Annotated in this window: 12 protein-coding genes; 5 read left to right on the forward strand and 7 right to left on the reverse strand. The window is 68.7% G+C overall.

The window, feature by feature from the left end; genetic code table 11:
- Positions 1 to 24: 24 nt before the first annotated feature.
- On the forward strand, positions 25 to 2163 hold the full coding sequence (gene pta / locus NHL60_RS13680) for a phosphate acetyltransferase (RefSeq protein ID WP_367399329.1): 2139 nt from the start codon (positions 25 to 27) through the stop codon (positions 2161 to 2163).
- Positions 2164 to 2280: 117 nt separating this feature from the next.
- Positions 2281 to 3435: an aminotransferase class V-fold PLP-dependent enzyme gene (locus NHL60_RS13685; RefSeq protein ID WP_253444399.1), complete on the forward strand. Its 1155-nt coding sequence runs from the start codon at positions 2281 to 2283 to the stop codon at positions 3433 to 3435.
- 99 nt (positions 3436 to 3534) lie between these two features.
- Here NHL60_RS13685 and NHL60_RS13690 read toward each other — a convergent pair whose 3' ends face one another.
- From NHL60_RS13690 to NHL60_RS13700, 3 genes are all read right to left on the reverse strand, one after another.
- A complete protein-coding gene (locus NHL60_RS13690) occupies positions 3535 to 4218 on the reverse strand; it encodes a CBS domain-containing protein (RefSeq protein WP_253444402.1) in 684 nt (227 codons plus the stop codon).
- A gap of 121 nt (positions 4219 to 4339) precedes the next feature.
- The gene (locus NHL60_RS13695) at positions 4340 to 5761 is read right to left on the reverse strand and encodes a hypothetical protein (RefSeq protein ID WP_253444404.1); all 1422 of its coding nucleotides are present in this window, start codon (positions 5759 to 5761) and stop codon (positions 4340 to 4342) included.
- Positions 5758 to 8100 carry a mechanosensitive ion channel family protein gene (locus tag NHL60_RS13700; protein WP_253444407.1) on the reverse strand — a complete coding sequence of 781 codons (2343 nt, stop codon included), beginning with the start codon at positions 8098 to 8100 and terminating at the stop codon, positions 5758 to 5760. The genes NHL60_RS13695 and NHL60_RS13700 overlap by 4 nt, the downstream gene beginning before the upstream one ends.
- 85 nt (positions 8101 to 8185) lie before the next feature.
- On the opposite strand from NHL60_RS13700, the gene NHL60_RS13705 reads away from it, so the two are divergent.
- The gene (locus NHL60_RS13705) at positions 8186 to 9193 is read left to right on the forward strand and encodes an amidoligase family protein (RefSeq protein WP_253444410.1); all 1008 of its coding nucleotides are present in this window, start codon (positions 8186 to 8188) and stop codon (positions 9191 to 9193) included.
- Entirely contained in the window at positions 9190 to 9870 is a 681-nt protein-coding gene (locus NHL60_RS13710) for a gamma-glutamyl-gamma-aminobutyrate hydrolase family protein (protein ID WP_253444413.1), read from the forward strand. Before NHL60_RS13705 ends, NHL60_RS13710 begins: the two co-directional genes overlap by 4 nt.
- Positions 9871 to 9936: 66 nt before the next feature.
- Here the strand turns inward: NHL60_RS13710 and NHL60_RS13715 are convergent, their stop codons facing one another.
- A complete protein-coding gene (locus NHL60_RS13715) occupies positions 9937 to 10368 on the reverse strand; it encodes an OsmC family protein (RefSeq protein ID WP_253444415.1) in 432 nt (143 codons plus the stop codon).
- 76 nt (positions 10369 to 10444) lie between these two features.
- Complete coding sequence (locus tag NHL60_RS13720) at positions 10445 to 11008, reverse strand: DUF1415 domain-containing protein (protein ID WP_253444419.1); 564 nt, start codon at positions 11006 to 11008, stop codon at positions 10445 to 10447.
- A 75-nt stretch (positions 11009 to 11083) separates the two neighbouring features.
- Here NHL60_RS13720 and NHL60_RS13725 point away from each other — a divergent pair, with 75 nt between their 5' ends.
- Complete coding sequence (locus NHL60_RS13725) at positions 11084 to 11989, forward strand: aldo/keto reductase (RefSeq protein ID WP_253444421.1); 906 nt, start codon at positions 11084 to 11086, stop codon at positions 11987 to 11989.
- Between the two features lie 30 nt (positions 11990 to 12019).
- On the opposite strand, the gene NHL60_RS13730 is transcribed toward NHL60_RS13725, so the two are convergent.
- Positions 12020 to 13387, reverse strand: a complete 1368-nt coding sequence (locus NHL60_RS13730) for an IS4 family transposase (RefSeq protein WP_253444424.1) — start codon at positions 13385 to 13387, stop codon at positions 12020 to 12022.
- A gap of 135 nt (positions 13388 to 13522) precedes the next feature.
- Positions 13523 to 14227 carry a deoxyribonuclease V gene (gene nfi, locus NHL60_RS13735; RefSeq protein WP_253444426.1) on the reverse strand — a complete coding sequence of 235 codons (705 nt, stop codon included), beginning with the start codon at positions 14225 to 14227 and terminating at the stop codon, positions 13523 to 13525.
- Between the last annotated feature and the right edge of the window lie 41 nt (positions 14228 to 14268).

Consider the following 14268-nt stretch of genomic DNA (forward strand, 5'->3'; position numbering starts at 1 on the left):
CTCGCTCCGCCCCCCCGCACCCTGTTGCTGGTACCCACCGGTGCCGGTGTCGGCCTCACCTCCGCCTGCCTGGGGCTGATCCATGCCCTGGATACCCTGGGACTAAGGGCGGGCTTCCTGCGCCCCTTCCGACAGGATGAGTTCAACGGCCCAAGTCCCGGCCCCGACCGCTCCACGGCACTCGCCTACAGCACCCTGGGGCTTACCGCGCCGGAACCGCTCTCCCAGGCGCGACTGGAGCGGCTGCTGCGCGACGACCGTATCGCCGACCTGATGGAGGAGGCGGTGGCCCGCCACGCCCAGGTCGCCGGAAGCGAGGACGCCCCCGACCTGGTGGTGGTAGAGGGCCTGGTGGCCAGTCCCCGCAGCAGCTACGCCGGCCAGCTCAACGCCGAGCTGGCCTGGGCGCTGGATGCCCGAGTGGTGCTGGTGGCCGACGGCGACCTGAGCGACCCCCGCCAGCTGGCCGAGACCCTGGATCTCCACGCCCAGCTCTTCGACGGGACCCGCTCCTCGCGCACTCTGGGCTGCATCCTGATGCGCGTGCGGCCGCTTCCCGAGCGACAGGAGGCGCCCTCCCTGGCAGCGCCGGAGCTCAACTCCGGCTTCGATGGCCGCCTGGCCGAGTCACTGCGCGAGCACCTGCCGGCCCTGGACGGAAAGCAGTTCCGGCTGATCGGCGCCGTGCCCTGGCACGATGCCCTCTCAGCCCCTCGGGTACTGGACGTGGCCCGAGCCCTGAACGCCCGCTTCCTGCATGAAGGCGAGGCCGCTACCCGCCGCGTGATGGGCACCAGCCTCTGCGCGCGCAGCGCCTCTAGAGCGCTGTACGTCTTCAAGCCGGGGCGGCTGATCGTCTCCCCCGGCGACCGTGACGACATCCTGCTGGCCTCGGCGCTGGCCACCATGAACGGTGTGCCCCTAGCAGGGATCCTACTGACCCACGGCGAGCAACCAACCGAAGCCATAGTGGAGATCTGCCGCCCGGCACTGCGCAGCGGCCTTCCGGTGCTGGCAGTGGACTCCGACAGCTTCGATACCGCCAAGCGCCTCGACCGCATGGCTAACGACATCCCCAGCGACGACCCTGAACGCGCCGAGCAGGCCACCCGCTTCGTGGCCGGACACCTGGATCTGCCGTGGCTCAAAGAGACCCTCAGCCGCGGCCAGCCGCGGCGGCTCTCCCCGGCGGCCTTCCGTCACCAGCTGATGCAACTGGCCCGGCAGGCCGACAGGCGGGTCGTGCTCCCCGAGGGGAGCGAGCCGCGCACCGTGGAGGCCGCGGTGATCTGTCAGCGCCGCGGCATCGCCCGCTGCGTGCTGATGGGCAAGCCCGAGGAGATCCAGGAGGTGGCGCGCAACCGCGGCATCGAGCTGCCCGAGGGGCTCGAGATTATCGACCCGGACAGCATCCGCGAGCGCTACGTGGCCCCCATGGTGGAGCGCCGGGCCGGCAGGCTCAACGAGCTCACCGCCGAGGCCCAGCTCCACGACAACGTGGTGCTCGGCACCATGATGCTGGCCCTCGACGAGGTAGATGGCCTGGTCTCCGGCGCCATCCACACCACCGCCAACACCGTGCGGCCGGCCTTCCAGCTGATCAAGACCGCTCCGGGCTATCGCCAGGTCTCGTCGATCTTCTTCATGCTGCTGCCCGAACAGGTAGTGGTCTACGGCGACTGCGCGGTGAACCCCGACCCGGACGCCGAGACCCTGGCCGAGATCGCCCTGCAGAGCGCCCGCTCCGCCCAGGCCTTCGGCATCGAGCCTCGGGTGGCGATGATCAGCTACTCCACCGGCGAATCCGGCTCCGGCGCCGATGTGGAGAAGGTGCGCCAGGCCACCCGCCTGGCCCGGGAGCGGGCCCCGGAGCTCTCGATCGACGGCCCGCTGCAGTATGACGCCGCCGCCATCGAGAGCGTCGGCCGCCAGAAGGCGCCGGACTCCCCGGTGGCCGGTCGCGCCACGGTGTTCGTCTTCCCCGACCTCAACACCGGCAACACCACCTACAAGGCGGTGCAGCGCAGCGCCCGGGTAGTCAGCGTCGGCCCCATGCTGCAAGGTCTCAACAAGCCGGTGAACGACCTCTCCCGTGGCGCCCTGGTCGACGATATCGTCTACACCATCGCCCTCACCGCCATCCAGGCGGCCCAGAACGACTGAGCCCACCCTGCTCCGGGCGCGGCCCGGGGCGGCTGGCTCCGGCTGGCGAATGGGCATATCCTCAGGCCATGGCCCTTTGCCTTAGCGAAGCCCCTCTGCCCGATCACGGAGATTCACATGCCAGGCTTGCTTCCCGACGTTGACCCCGATGGGCTGCTGGAATATTCGGTGGTCTATACCGACCGCGCCCTGAACCACATGTCCGCCCGCTTCCAGGAGGTGATGCGCGATATCTCCGGCCACCTCAAGCGGGTCTATCACGCCCACAGCGCGGTGATCGTGCCCGGCAGCGGCACCTTCGGCATGGAGGCGGTGGCCCGCCAGTTTGCCAAGGAGCGCCGCTGCCTGGTGATCCGCAACGGCTGGTTCAGCTATCGCTGGAGCCAGATCCTCGAGATGGGCCGCATCCCGGCCGATATCAACGTGCTCAAGGCGCGCCGCCTCGACGAGCAGGATGCCACCTCGCCCTTCTCTCCCGCGCCCATCGAGGAGGTGATCGAGGCGATCCGCGACCAGCAGCCGGATATCGTCTTCATGCCCCACGTGGAGACCGCCGCCGGCATCATCCTGCCCGATGACTATATCCGCCAGGTGGCCGACGCCATCCATCAGGAGGGGGGCCTGCTGGTGCTGGACTGCATCGCCTCCGGCGCCATCTGGGTCGATATGCAGGACCTCGGCGTCGACGTCCTGGTCAGCGCCCCCCAGAAGGGCTGGAGCGCCTCGCCCTGCTGCGCCATGGTGATGCTCTCCCGCCAGGCTCGGGAGGCCATCGACGAGACCACCAGCACGAGCTTCGCCTGCGACCTGAAGAAATGGCTCTCGATCATGGAGGCCTACGAGGGCGGCGGGCACGCCTATCACGCCACCCTGCCCACCGATGGCCTGGTCAGGCTGCGCGACGTCATGAACGAGATCGAGGCCTACGGCCTGGAGAAGGTGCGTGACGAGCAGCAGGCCCTGGGCGACGGCGTGCGTGCGCTGCTCGAGGAGTTCGGCTACCGCAGCGTGGCGGCCCCGGGCTTCACCGCGCCCGGCGTGGTGGTCAGCTACACCCGGGACGCCGGCATCGTCGGCAAGTTCGCCGAGGCGGGCCTGCAGGTGGCCGGCGGCGTGCCGCTGATGTGCGACGAAGGCGACGAGTTCCAGACCTTCCGCATCGGCCTGTTCGGCCTGGAGAAGCTCCACGACCGCGAGCGCAGCCTGGCCCACCTGCGCGGGGCCCTGGAGAGGGTTGCCCAGGTGGAGTCGGTCTCTCCCAGCGAGGCGTGAGCCGGCAGCGCGCTCTGCCTCGGCAGGCACCTGACGCAAGCGGGGCGGCCCATGGCCGCCCCGCTTGCGCTTTACCTGCCCACCAGGCGCCTCTGGCCGTTACAGGCTGCCCACGCCCCGGGGCACGAAGCCCAGATTGTTGTCGACCGCCTTCACGCCGGGGGTATTCTCGGCGGCCACCTGCACCGCCATCTTCTCCTGCTGGTTCTCCACCAGCCCCCAGAGCTGCACCTTGCCCTCCGAGACCATGACGTTGAGACGATCCACCAGCACCCCGGTGTTGTCGTCCACCTCCTTGAGGATCGCCTCGCGGATCTCGCGATCGTCTCGGGTCACCTGTGCCTCGGTGGCCGCCACGGAGAAGCCGCGCAGCAGGTTGGAGCGGCTGACGATGCCCACCAGCTTGCCCTCCTTCACCACCGGCACCCGCTTGATGTGATGCTTCTCGAGCAGCCGCGAGATCTTGTGGAGCGGCATGTCCTCGCCGATGGTCAGCGGGTCCGGGGTCATGATCTCCTGGGCACGGCGGCCGTGGGACTTGACGTAGTCGGCGGCATCGTGGCCGGCGAACAACTTGAGCCACCAGGACTTGCGACCCAGGGTATCGTTCTCCACCCGACGCATCAGGTCACCCTCGCTGACGATGCCGAGCACCTTACCGCTCTCGTTCACCACCGGCACCGCACTGATACCGTGCTCCAGCAGCAGGCTGGCGATCTCGCGCACCTCGCTGTCGGGCGACACGGTAATGACGTTCTGAGTCATGACATCTGCTGCTTGCATCGGGCGTTCTCCACCAGGGAATTGAGTACCCTTCCAAGATAGCAAGGAGCCGGCCCCGGTGCATTGATCCAGGGCGGTACTGCCGAACGCTGCGTCAACCCTGCAGGCGCCGCCCAAAGCCTCAGCCCTCATGGCCAGGCCCCTCGGCGTGCACCTCCTCCACATCGACGATGCGTGAACGGCTCATTACCACCTTCCAACGCTGCAGGGTCGCCGGCCGGTCGCCCTGGACCTCGCGGATCACCAGGTTGATCAGGTGGCGCTTCTCCACCTCCTCGCGCACCACCTGCCCCTCCTCCAGCCGATAGACCCGATGGCTGCCCTTGTCCATCAGGCGCGCCAGCGGGGAGAGGTCCAGGGTCAGGGTCTCCCGGGTGCGGTCATAGCCGCTCAGGAAGCGGGTCGGCGACATGCGCGAGCTGGAGCGGTAGTGGAGCACCACCTCCTCGCGCTGGGCCACGCTGCGCTTGCGCACCCGCTTGATCTCTTCGTCGAGCTTGGGAAAGCGGGTGTAGTCGCACCACTCCAGCTGGCGGCCCACCGGCACGCTGCGAGTCGGGTCCAGGTACTGGCGGCGCCACTTGGGTCGTCCCCGGCGCAGCAGACGCCAGAGGGTGTTGCGCAGGTCGTCCTTGAACACCTCACGCAGGGCGTAGAGGCCCGCCATGGCCAGCACGAAGAGCACGGTGATGTCCGACAGCGTATCGCGCACCCGCAAGAGCCCCAGCGAGACGAACACCATCACCACCGCCGTGGCCAGGGCCTTGACCGCCTTCTGCTCGCCGCCGCCGAGCTCCTGAGTCTTCTGCTTGAGGGTCACCGGGTACTCGATCAGCCGGCGCAGCAGACGCATCTTGTTGGACATCCGGGTCGGGTCCCGGGTCACCCGCTCGGAGTTGTACTCCTGGGCCTCCCGGTAGGCGCCCTCGTCCCGGCAGATCGCGATCAGGCGCTCGCGGATCTCCCGGAAGCGCGGCCCCCGGGGCAGGTTGGCCACCAGCGCCAGCAGGCGCTGCTCGGTGAACCAGGAGAGGTAGTTGTCGATGGTGATGTAGTAGCGATTGAGGCTCTCCTCCTCGGGCTCCTGGCGCCGCAGCCGCTTGAGGATGCCCACGGCAAGCTCCGCGTGCTCCTCGAGCTGCGCCTTGAGGGCCTCATCGCCCTCCTCTCCGCCGCCCTTCTCCTTCGCCTTCTCCGCCCGGCGGGCCTCGCGAGCCGCCTCCAGCAGCGGCTGGGTGGAGCCCTCCAGGGCCACCACGTACTGGTAGGCGTAGAGGCTCATGCTCAGGCGGTAGTGCTCCTGGGCCAGCTGCCCCCGCTTGGCCAGACGGCTGAGCACCAGCGGCAGCCGGTAGCGGTCGCTGAAGTAGGTGCGCTTGACGTGGATCGCCGCATGGTAGAAGTCCTCTTCGGAGAGGACATTGGGCCCGAGCCCCAGCTCTCCGGGCACGAAGAGGAAGAGGTCCAGCTTGTGCGAGGTCTCCTCCTGCAGCACCCGGGTGATGCGCAGGTGAAAGCTGTCCTGGCGACGAACGCTGATCATTGGCCGGGGTCCGGCGAGGCGCCGCGGGCACTGGTATCACCCGCCGGGTCGGCCGCACCGGCCTGGCCCGGCGTGCGACCCGCCGCATCGCGGTAGTCGGCATGAGAGTCGGCCTGGGAGTCGGCGTGGTCGCCGCTGCCATCCAGGCGACCGCCACCGAGGCCCTGCATGCTGACGTTGAGACGCGGCATGGCCAGGTCGAGACCCAGCTCCTCCATGCGCTGCTTGAGCAGCAGGTTGAAGGCACGGGCCACGTCCCACTGCATCTCCGGCGCGGTGCGAAAGCGCATGCGCAGCACCGGGCAGCCCTCCTCGAAGGCCTGGATGCCCTGCATCTCCAGGGGCGACCAGATATGGTGGCGCATCATGGGGTCCTGGCGCAGGGCCTGGGCGGTCTCCTGCATCAGGGTGATGGCGTCGTCGATCTTCATCTCGTGGGGGATGCGAATACGCATCAGGGCGATGCCGAACTGCCGCGACATGTTGTGGATCGACTCGATGCGACTGAAGGTGATGATGTGCACCACGCCATCCAGGTCGCGCAGCCGCACGGTGCGCAGGGTCAGGCCCTCCACCGTGCCCATATGGCCATTGATCAGCACGAAGTCATCCACCGCCAGGGAGTCCTCGATGAGGATGAAGATGCCGGTGAACAGGTCCTGCACCAGGGTCTGGGCGCCGAAGCCGATGGCCAGACCGATCACGCCGGCACCGGCCAGCAGCGGGGTGACGTTCACCCCCAGGTTGGCCAGTCCGACGATGGCGGCGATGATCACGATGGTGGTGAAGATGACGTTGCGGATCATCGGGGTGATGGTCTGGGCCCGGGCCTGATTGACGCGCCTCCCCCGGGAGCGGGCGGAGCTGGCCAGGGTGCGCTGGATGGCGGTATCGGCGAAGATCCACGCCAGCCAGGCCAGCAGCACGGTGAAGCCGATGGCCAAAAGCGCCTGGCCGATGCGCGCGCTGGCCACCCCCTGCTGGCCGATGCCGAGCAGGGAGCCGCCCCACACCTGGGTGGAGGCCTCGGCAAAGGCCAGCCAGGTCGCCGCATGGGCCAGCACGTAGCCGAAGCGCTCCAGCCGCTGGCGATACTGGCTGATGCGCCGGCGCTTGTTGCGCTTGCCGCGCCGCTCGCCGTGGCGGCGCAGCAGGCCGGTGATGACCAGCGCCAGCACCAGCAGCGCCGCCGAGATGATCGAGCGGGCCAGCGCCGTGCCCACGTCGCCGCCGGTGACGAAGATCGCCACCAGGGAGCCGCCCACCAGCAGCAGCGCCGGCACGTGCCAGAGGCTGCCGACCACGCTGACCACGCCGGCGCCGCCGCTGCTCTCCCGGCGCTCGCGCCAGGGGCGATTGCGGATGATGTGCTGAATGGGGCGCTTGAAGCGCAGGATGAAGCGCACGCTGAGCAGCGCCGCCAGCATGTTGGCCAGCACCGAGAGCAGCCCGGCCAGCTCCTCCCCGATCAGGTCGCTGAGGCGCCCGGAGTTGAAGGCGTCGCCCAGGGCGATCAGCGCCCCGATGACGAAGAGCGGGCGCAGGCCATGGGTCTGGATCAGCTGCACCGCCACGAAGCGATGCCCCCGAGTGAAGACCGAGATGAAGGTCTCCACCACCACCGAGAGGGTGCGCCCGCACAGGGCGATATAGGCCACCACCAGGGCCATGGTGCGCCCCGAGCTTTCGGGAATCAGCTGGGCGATCCCCAGTATCAGGGCGAAGGCCAGGGCCCAGGGCAGCATGCGGCGCAGGAAGTGCACGGTGAGCAGCCAGGCCCGCGGGTCCCGAGGCAGGTCCAGGGGCCAGCCCCGGCGGCGGGCCAGCAGCCGCCCAAGGGCGATGAAGATCACCAGCAGGCCGGCCCAGATGCCCAGCAGCACGGCGCCCTCCACCGTGAAGCGCACCAGGTCGGCGTTCTCGGTGGCGCTCACCAGGCCGCTGAAGTCCCGCCAGCCCTGATCGAGCTGGTCATGCCACTGGTCCACTGGAGAGTGCCCCGACTCGGCCTGCTCCCCCAGGTCGCTCAGGGTCTCGGCCAGGGCGCCGAGCAGCCCCTGGCGCGGTGCCAGGGCGGCCTCCTCCGCCGCCTCGCCGTGGGCCACCTGCAGGTCGCGCAGACTCTCCAGCAGCTGGCCGCGCCGCTCGGCGTCCTCGAGGGTGGCGATGACCTCGTCCAGGGAAGCCTGGAAGGCCCGGGGATCATGCTCGACGGCTTCCTCGCCACCGCCCGCGAGCCCGGGTAGGCCCAGCTGCTGGGCCTGGGCGGGCAGCGCCAGCAGGAGCAGCAGCAGCCACGGCAGGCAGAGGAACAGGCATCGGCGCAGTGGTGGGAACATCTTCTCTCCGTATCGGTAGCGATGCGCAGCAGCAACAATATGTTAGGCTCGACGCGAGCCCATCGGTCACGCACAGGATGCCGCCATGACGCCTCTCCCGCCACCCGAACCCCACAACTCCGCTGGCAAGATTCGCCGCGTCGGGGTCGAGATCGAGTTCGCCGGCCTGCCGCCGCGGGACACCGCCGAGCTGGTCCGCGACCTGTTCGGCGGCGAGATCGTCACCGTCAGCCCCCACCGGCTCAGGGTGGCCGAGACCCGCTGGGGCGAGTTCGTGATCGAGCTCGATACCCAGTATGCCCACCCCGACGCCGAAGTACTCGATGCGCGGCCCAGGGACGACACCGAGTGGGAGCGCCAGCGCCACCAGATGCGCCTGGACTTCCATACCCGCACCCGGGAGCTGATCGGCGACGTGGTCACCGGGCTCGTGCCCACGGAGATCGTCTGTCCGCCGGTGCCCTGGGACGAGCTCGACGAGCTCGACGCCCTCTTCGACGCCCTGCGCCAGCACGGCGCCAAAGGCACCGATGCCAGCCTGCTCTACGGCTTCGGCCTGCACCTCAACCCCGAGGTGCCGAGCCTCGAGGTGGCGAGCGTGCTGGACCACCTGCGCGCCTATATGCTCACCGCCGAGTGGCTGCGCGAGCAGATCGACGTGGACATCACCCGGGAGGTGCTGCCCCACGCCAACCCCTTCCCCAGGCCCTACGCCCTCAAGGTGCTCGACCCCCGCTATGCGCCGGACCTCGACACCCTGATCGGCGACTACCTGGCGGACAACCCGACCCGCAACCGCGAGCTCGACATGACACCGCTGTTCGCCCACCTGCGTCCGGGCTACCCCCACGAGCTCTTCCGCAACCGGCTGGTCAAGCCGCGCCCCACCTTCCACTACCGGCTGCCCGATGCGCGGCTCTCGGAGCCCGGCTGGGGCTCGGTGGTGGAGTGGAACCGCTGGCTGGAGGTAGAGAAGCTGGCCGCCGACAAGGAGCTGCTGCAGCAGCGCAGCGCGGGCTACGTGGCCAAGCACACCCGCTCGCCGCTGGCCCGGCTATGGCTGCGCATGCGCGGCTGGGCGGGGGCATCGTGAGCGAACCGCGCCCCCTGATCGGTATCACCACCTCCGACGACAAGAGCCAGATCGCCTGGCTCTTCGACTGGTTCGCGGTGTGGCGCCACGGCGGTCGCCCGCTGCGCCTCTCCCCCTCGCGGCCGCTGCCCAAGCGGCTCGACGGGCTGATCATCGGCGGCGGTGACGATATCCAGGCCCACCTCTACGACGCCGAGGTACAGCTGGACGTGCGGGTGGACCCCCAGCGCGACGAGCTGGAGCTGGAGCTGCTCGAGACCTTCATTCCCCGCCGGGTACCGGTGCTCGGCATCTGCCGCGGCGCCCAGCTGATCAACGTCTATCGCGGCGGCACCCTGGACCCGGACATCTACACCACCCATGAGGGGATCAAGCGACGGCGCACCGTGCTGCCGCGCAAGACCGTGGATATCGTCGGCGCCAGCCGGCTCCACCGTATCCTCGGGGTGAGCTGGTGCCGGATCAACAGCCTGCACCACCAGGCGGTGCAGAAGACCGGCGAAGGGATCGAGATCGTCGCCCGGGACCGGGAAGGGCTGGTGCAGGGCATCGAGTCCCGGGATCACGACTTCCTGATCGGCGTGCAGTGGCACCCGGAGTGGCTGATCTTCAACCGCCCCCAGCAGCGCCTGATTCGCGCCCTGGTCAAGGCCGCCCGTCAGCGGCAGGAGGCCTGACGCCGACGGCCGCCGTGGCGACGGCCGCCCGAAGGTGGCCGTCGGACCAGCGAGTTCGCCCGAACGCTACCCCTCGAGGCTTGCGTCCAGGGTGATCTCGGCGTTGAGCACCCGGGAGACAGGGCAGCCCCCCTTGGCCTTCTCCGCCGCCTCCTGGAAGGCCGCCTCCTCGGCACCGGGGCTCTTCACTCGGGTGGTGAGATGCACGGCGGTAATGCTGAAGCCGCTGTCATCCTTCTCAAGGGTGACCGCCGCTTCGGTGGCGATGCGCTCGGGCTCAAGCCCCGCCTCCCCCATGATCATCGACAGCGCCATGGAGAAGCAGCTGGCGTGGGCGGCGGCGATCAGCTCCTCGGGGTTGGTGCCCGGCGCCTCCTCGAAGCGCTGCCCGAAGTTGTAGGGGGTGTCGCTGAGCACCCCGCTGGCGGTGGAGGTCTTGCCCTGGCCCTGCTGCAGGCTGCCCTGCCAGACGGCGCTTCCGGTTCGCTTGATGGTCATGGGGACGGTGACTCCTTTGATCTTGTTTCGTCGCGTTCGACACTTGGCTTGTCTCGCCAAGGGAGTGTAGTCGGCATCACGCCGAACCGTCACGCAGCCTCGCCAGGGCCTCCGCCAGGGCCGGCTCGCCCAACGCTCGCATGGCCGCCACGTTGCGCTCGGGGATCGCCTCGGGATCCGGGTAGTGCTCAAGCGCCCGCTCGAGGCCCGCCTCGCGCAGCAGGTGCAGCAGCGGCCAGGGCGAGCGGTTGGTATAGTTGGCCGCGTCCTCCTCACCGGCCCCCTCGAAGCAGTAGTCCGGATGGAAGCTCGCCAGCTGGTAGGTCCCCGCATAGCCCTGGGCCTCCAGCAGCGCCTCGGCCAGGCCCAGGAAGTCCAGGTAGTCGTCGAAGGCTTCGAGGCCCTCGCTCAGCACCAGCAGCGTGGTCTCGACCTCGGGATGAGCATCCAGATGCTCGCATTCGGCGGCCAGGGCGTGCAGGGCACGCTCCCAGTCGTCGGCGCCCACCTCCACGTAGCGGATGCTGTCACGGGCCACCTCGCGGCCGGCGAAGGGACAGACATTGCGGGCGACCACGAAGGTCTCGACCCAGGCGCGGGTGGCGGCCAGGGCCGGGGAGGCAGCGTTGGCGGCAGGCATGGCGGGCTCTCACGGCGGCGGAAACAAGCTGCTATTGTGGCAGAAAAGCCCCCCTTGCACCTTCGAGGAGCCCCCATGCCACTGCCTCCGCCACCCAGCGTCACGCTTCCCGCCACCCCCCACGCGCCCGCCCTGGCGCTGCCCGCCATCGGCCAGGGCACCTGGTACATGGGCGAGGGACTGGCGCCGCGGGGCGACGAGGTGCGCGCCCTGCAGCACGGCCTGAGCCTGGGGCTCGCCCTGATCGATACCGCCGAGATGTACGCCGACGGTGGCGCCGAGGAGGTGGTCGGCCGCGCCCTGCTGGGCCGGCGGGACGAGGCCTTCCTGGTCTCCAAGGTCTACCCCTGGAACGCCGGGCGCGACGCGGCCATCGCCGCCTGCGAGGCGAGCCTCGAACGCCTGGGCACCGACTATCTGGACCTCTATCTGCTGCACTGGCCCGGCGAGATCCCGCTGGAGGAGACCCTGGAGGCCTTCGAGCGGCTGCGCGAGGCGGGCAAGATCCGCCGCTTCGGCGTCTCCAACTTCGACGTGGACGAGATGGCCAACCTCCACGCCCTGCCCGGCGGCGAGGCCTGCGCGGTCAACCAGGTGCTCTACCACCTGGGCTCCCGGGGCATCGAGCACGCGCTGCTGCCCTGGCAGCGTGCCCGCGGCATTCCCACCATGGCCTACTGCCCCCTGGCTCAGGGGGGTCAGCTGCGCCGGGAGCTGCTCACCCACCCGGAACTGCTGGAGGTCGCCTCCGGCCTCGGCATCACCCCCACCCAGCTGCTGCTGGCCTGGGCGATCCGCCCCGTCGCCGACCCGCAGGGCGAGCGCCGCCGGGACGTCATCGCCATCCCCAAGGCCACCGGCCTCGAGCACGTGGAGCAGAACGCCAGGGTTCTCGAGATCGCCCTGACCGACGAGGCCCTGGAGCGCCTCGACGCCGCCTTCCCCGCCCCCGACTGCAAGACGCCGCTGGATATTGTCTAAGTTTCCCTCAGGGTCAGACCCGAATGGTACTTACTTAAGCTTTTTCGGATGACCGTGTTGGCGAATCTGTTCACGTGCTTCGTGGCGGGGCATTTGCAATAACCGGTGGGGTCGAGGTCGCCGCTTGATGGCTCTTGGCTCCAACCGATCCGGTCGTTGACCCACCCGAATCGTCGTCATCTGCTGCATCACACGCTGGTACTCTGCCTCTGTTAGAGGCGAACATGGCGCTATCTGCCTAAAAAGCTGCACACTGTGCTTGAAACTGACCTGGTGTGGCAAGCAGTCCGCCCACTTGCTGGAGACGGCCATCACCCGACGGACCAGGTTGTACGCCAGCAGATACACCCAGACTTCCTTCTCCACCATGGCGGGCGTCTTGCAGCGCAACACCTCCATCCCCAGCGTCGTCTTGATGTCGCGGAAACTCAGCTCGATCTGCCAGCGACCCTTGTAGAGGGCTTGCAGTTGCTGTCGGGGGGCGTGCTTCGCCGAGCATAGCGTCGTGATGAGGATCGTACCGCCTACCGCCAGCTCCCGCACTGGCAGGCTTTCAGGCAAGGCATTAAAAGCCTCCTGGCTCATCCACGCGTGGCGCGCCTTGGGCTTCTGCCAGGTCGCTATATGATCCTTCTTCCCCAGTGGCGTGCCGGCCTGAAAGTCGGTCTTCCGGGCGAAATGCTGGCGCATCACGACATCGACGCCGCGAGATGCCAGTTCCGCGATGAGGGCATAGGCGGGGAAGTAGCGGTCGGCGATGACAATGTCGCCTGGCTCAAAGGTGTCGAGCATCCCCCGCAGCAACGCATGTTCGCCGGTTCCCTTGCCTTTGACTGGCCCCATGGCGGCGTTGAGCACCGCGCCACTGCTCAGGTCCATGATGGCTACCAGCCGGGCGACCGGGAACCCGAGGCCAGGTGTCTGGCTGGTTTGTTGAGGGAACTGCTGCTGGTTCTCTGGCGTATCCGGCATCGACACGGTCGTCCCGTCAATCAGCTTGATGGGCCGGCCCTGCCACGTCCACCGAGAGGGAACGTCCTTGGCCAGCGAACGACCCAAGTACCGCGCCAGGTCAGCCACCACCGTCCCCGGCAAGCGCTGGCGAGCGCGGCAGTAAGCGCCGGTGCGAACACTCCCGGGACGCTCTCGGTTCAGCATGAGGCGATTGACGGCCTGCTGGCAGGAGCCATCAGCATCCAGCACCTGCGACACAAAGGTTTCCAGGGTGGCCGTCGGCGGGAAGAGTCGGTGCCGGTCAGTGGCCAGCGCCTCATCGAGCCCTGACGAGGCACCGGCCGCATGGAGCTGAGCACGCAGCTCGGTGAGGTCCGGGCGGCGGATACGCTGTGAGACGCGGCGCTGTTGGCATTGGTGAAGCAGATCAGTAGGATAGGTCATGAAAGCAGGCGTTGGATTGGCGGTTTGTGTGTGGTTTTGCGACTTACACAATACCTCATCCCTCGCCTGTTTTCATTTATATCAAGGAGTTACGCTTCCTCTATTCCTTAAGTAAGTGCCATTCGGGTCAGACCCTTAAATAAAATTAGCAGCCTGACCCCGCCGGGAGGCCAGGCGGTCGGCCAGCCGGGTCGGCTCCGGCAGCTTGGTGCGCCCGAGGCAGCCCACCACCCAACGGAGCGCGGTGGCAAGCGACACCCGGTGCCCCGGCGAGACGAAGAGCGGTTTGACGCCGACCCGGGAGCGCAGCACGGCGCCGATCACCTCGTCGTCGGGGCCGTCGGTGAGCGGCGTCCAGTCGCCCCGCGCGGGCCCCGGCTCCCCGTGGCGCCCGCAGAGCCGCGACTTGGCCACCCCGATGGTCGGCAGGTCGAGCCACAGCCCCAGGTGGGAGGCCACCCCGAGCCGGCGCGGATGGGCGATGCCCTGGCCGTCCACCATGACGAGATCGGGCATCACGCCGAGCCGTTCGAAGGCCGCCAGCGCCGCCGGCACCTCGCGAAAGGAGAGCAGCCCGGGGATATAGGGCATCCGCGTGGGCTCGCGGTGCACCACCTCCTCGACCACATCGAATACTCCCGGCCCCCGCGGCGGCCAGGCCAGCACCACCACCGCCGCCCGGGTGATCGTCCCGCCCTGCTCGAAGCCGATATCCACTCCGGCGATATGGCGCACCTCGCCCAGGCGGTCCTCGCGCTCCACGCGCCCGGCCAGGCGCTTCTGCAGGGCGATGGCCTCCGCCGGAGAGAGGTTCCAGTCATGAAGGAAAACGCTGGGCATGGGGGCTCCTGAACAGCCGCTTGCGAGTGGCGTAGACTATC

The sequence above is a fragment of the Halomonas sp. Y3 genome (assembly GCF_024137965.1).
Lineage (GTDB): Bacteria > Pseudomonadota > Gammaproteobacteria > Pseudomonadales > Halomonadaceae > Halomonas > Halomonas mongoliensis.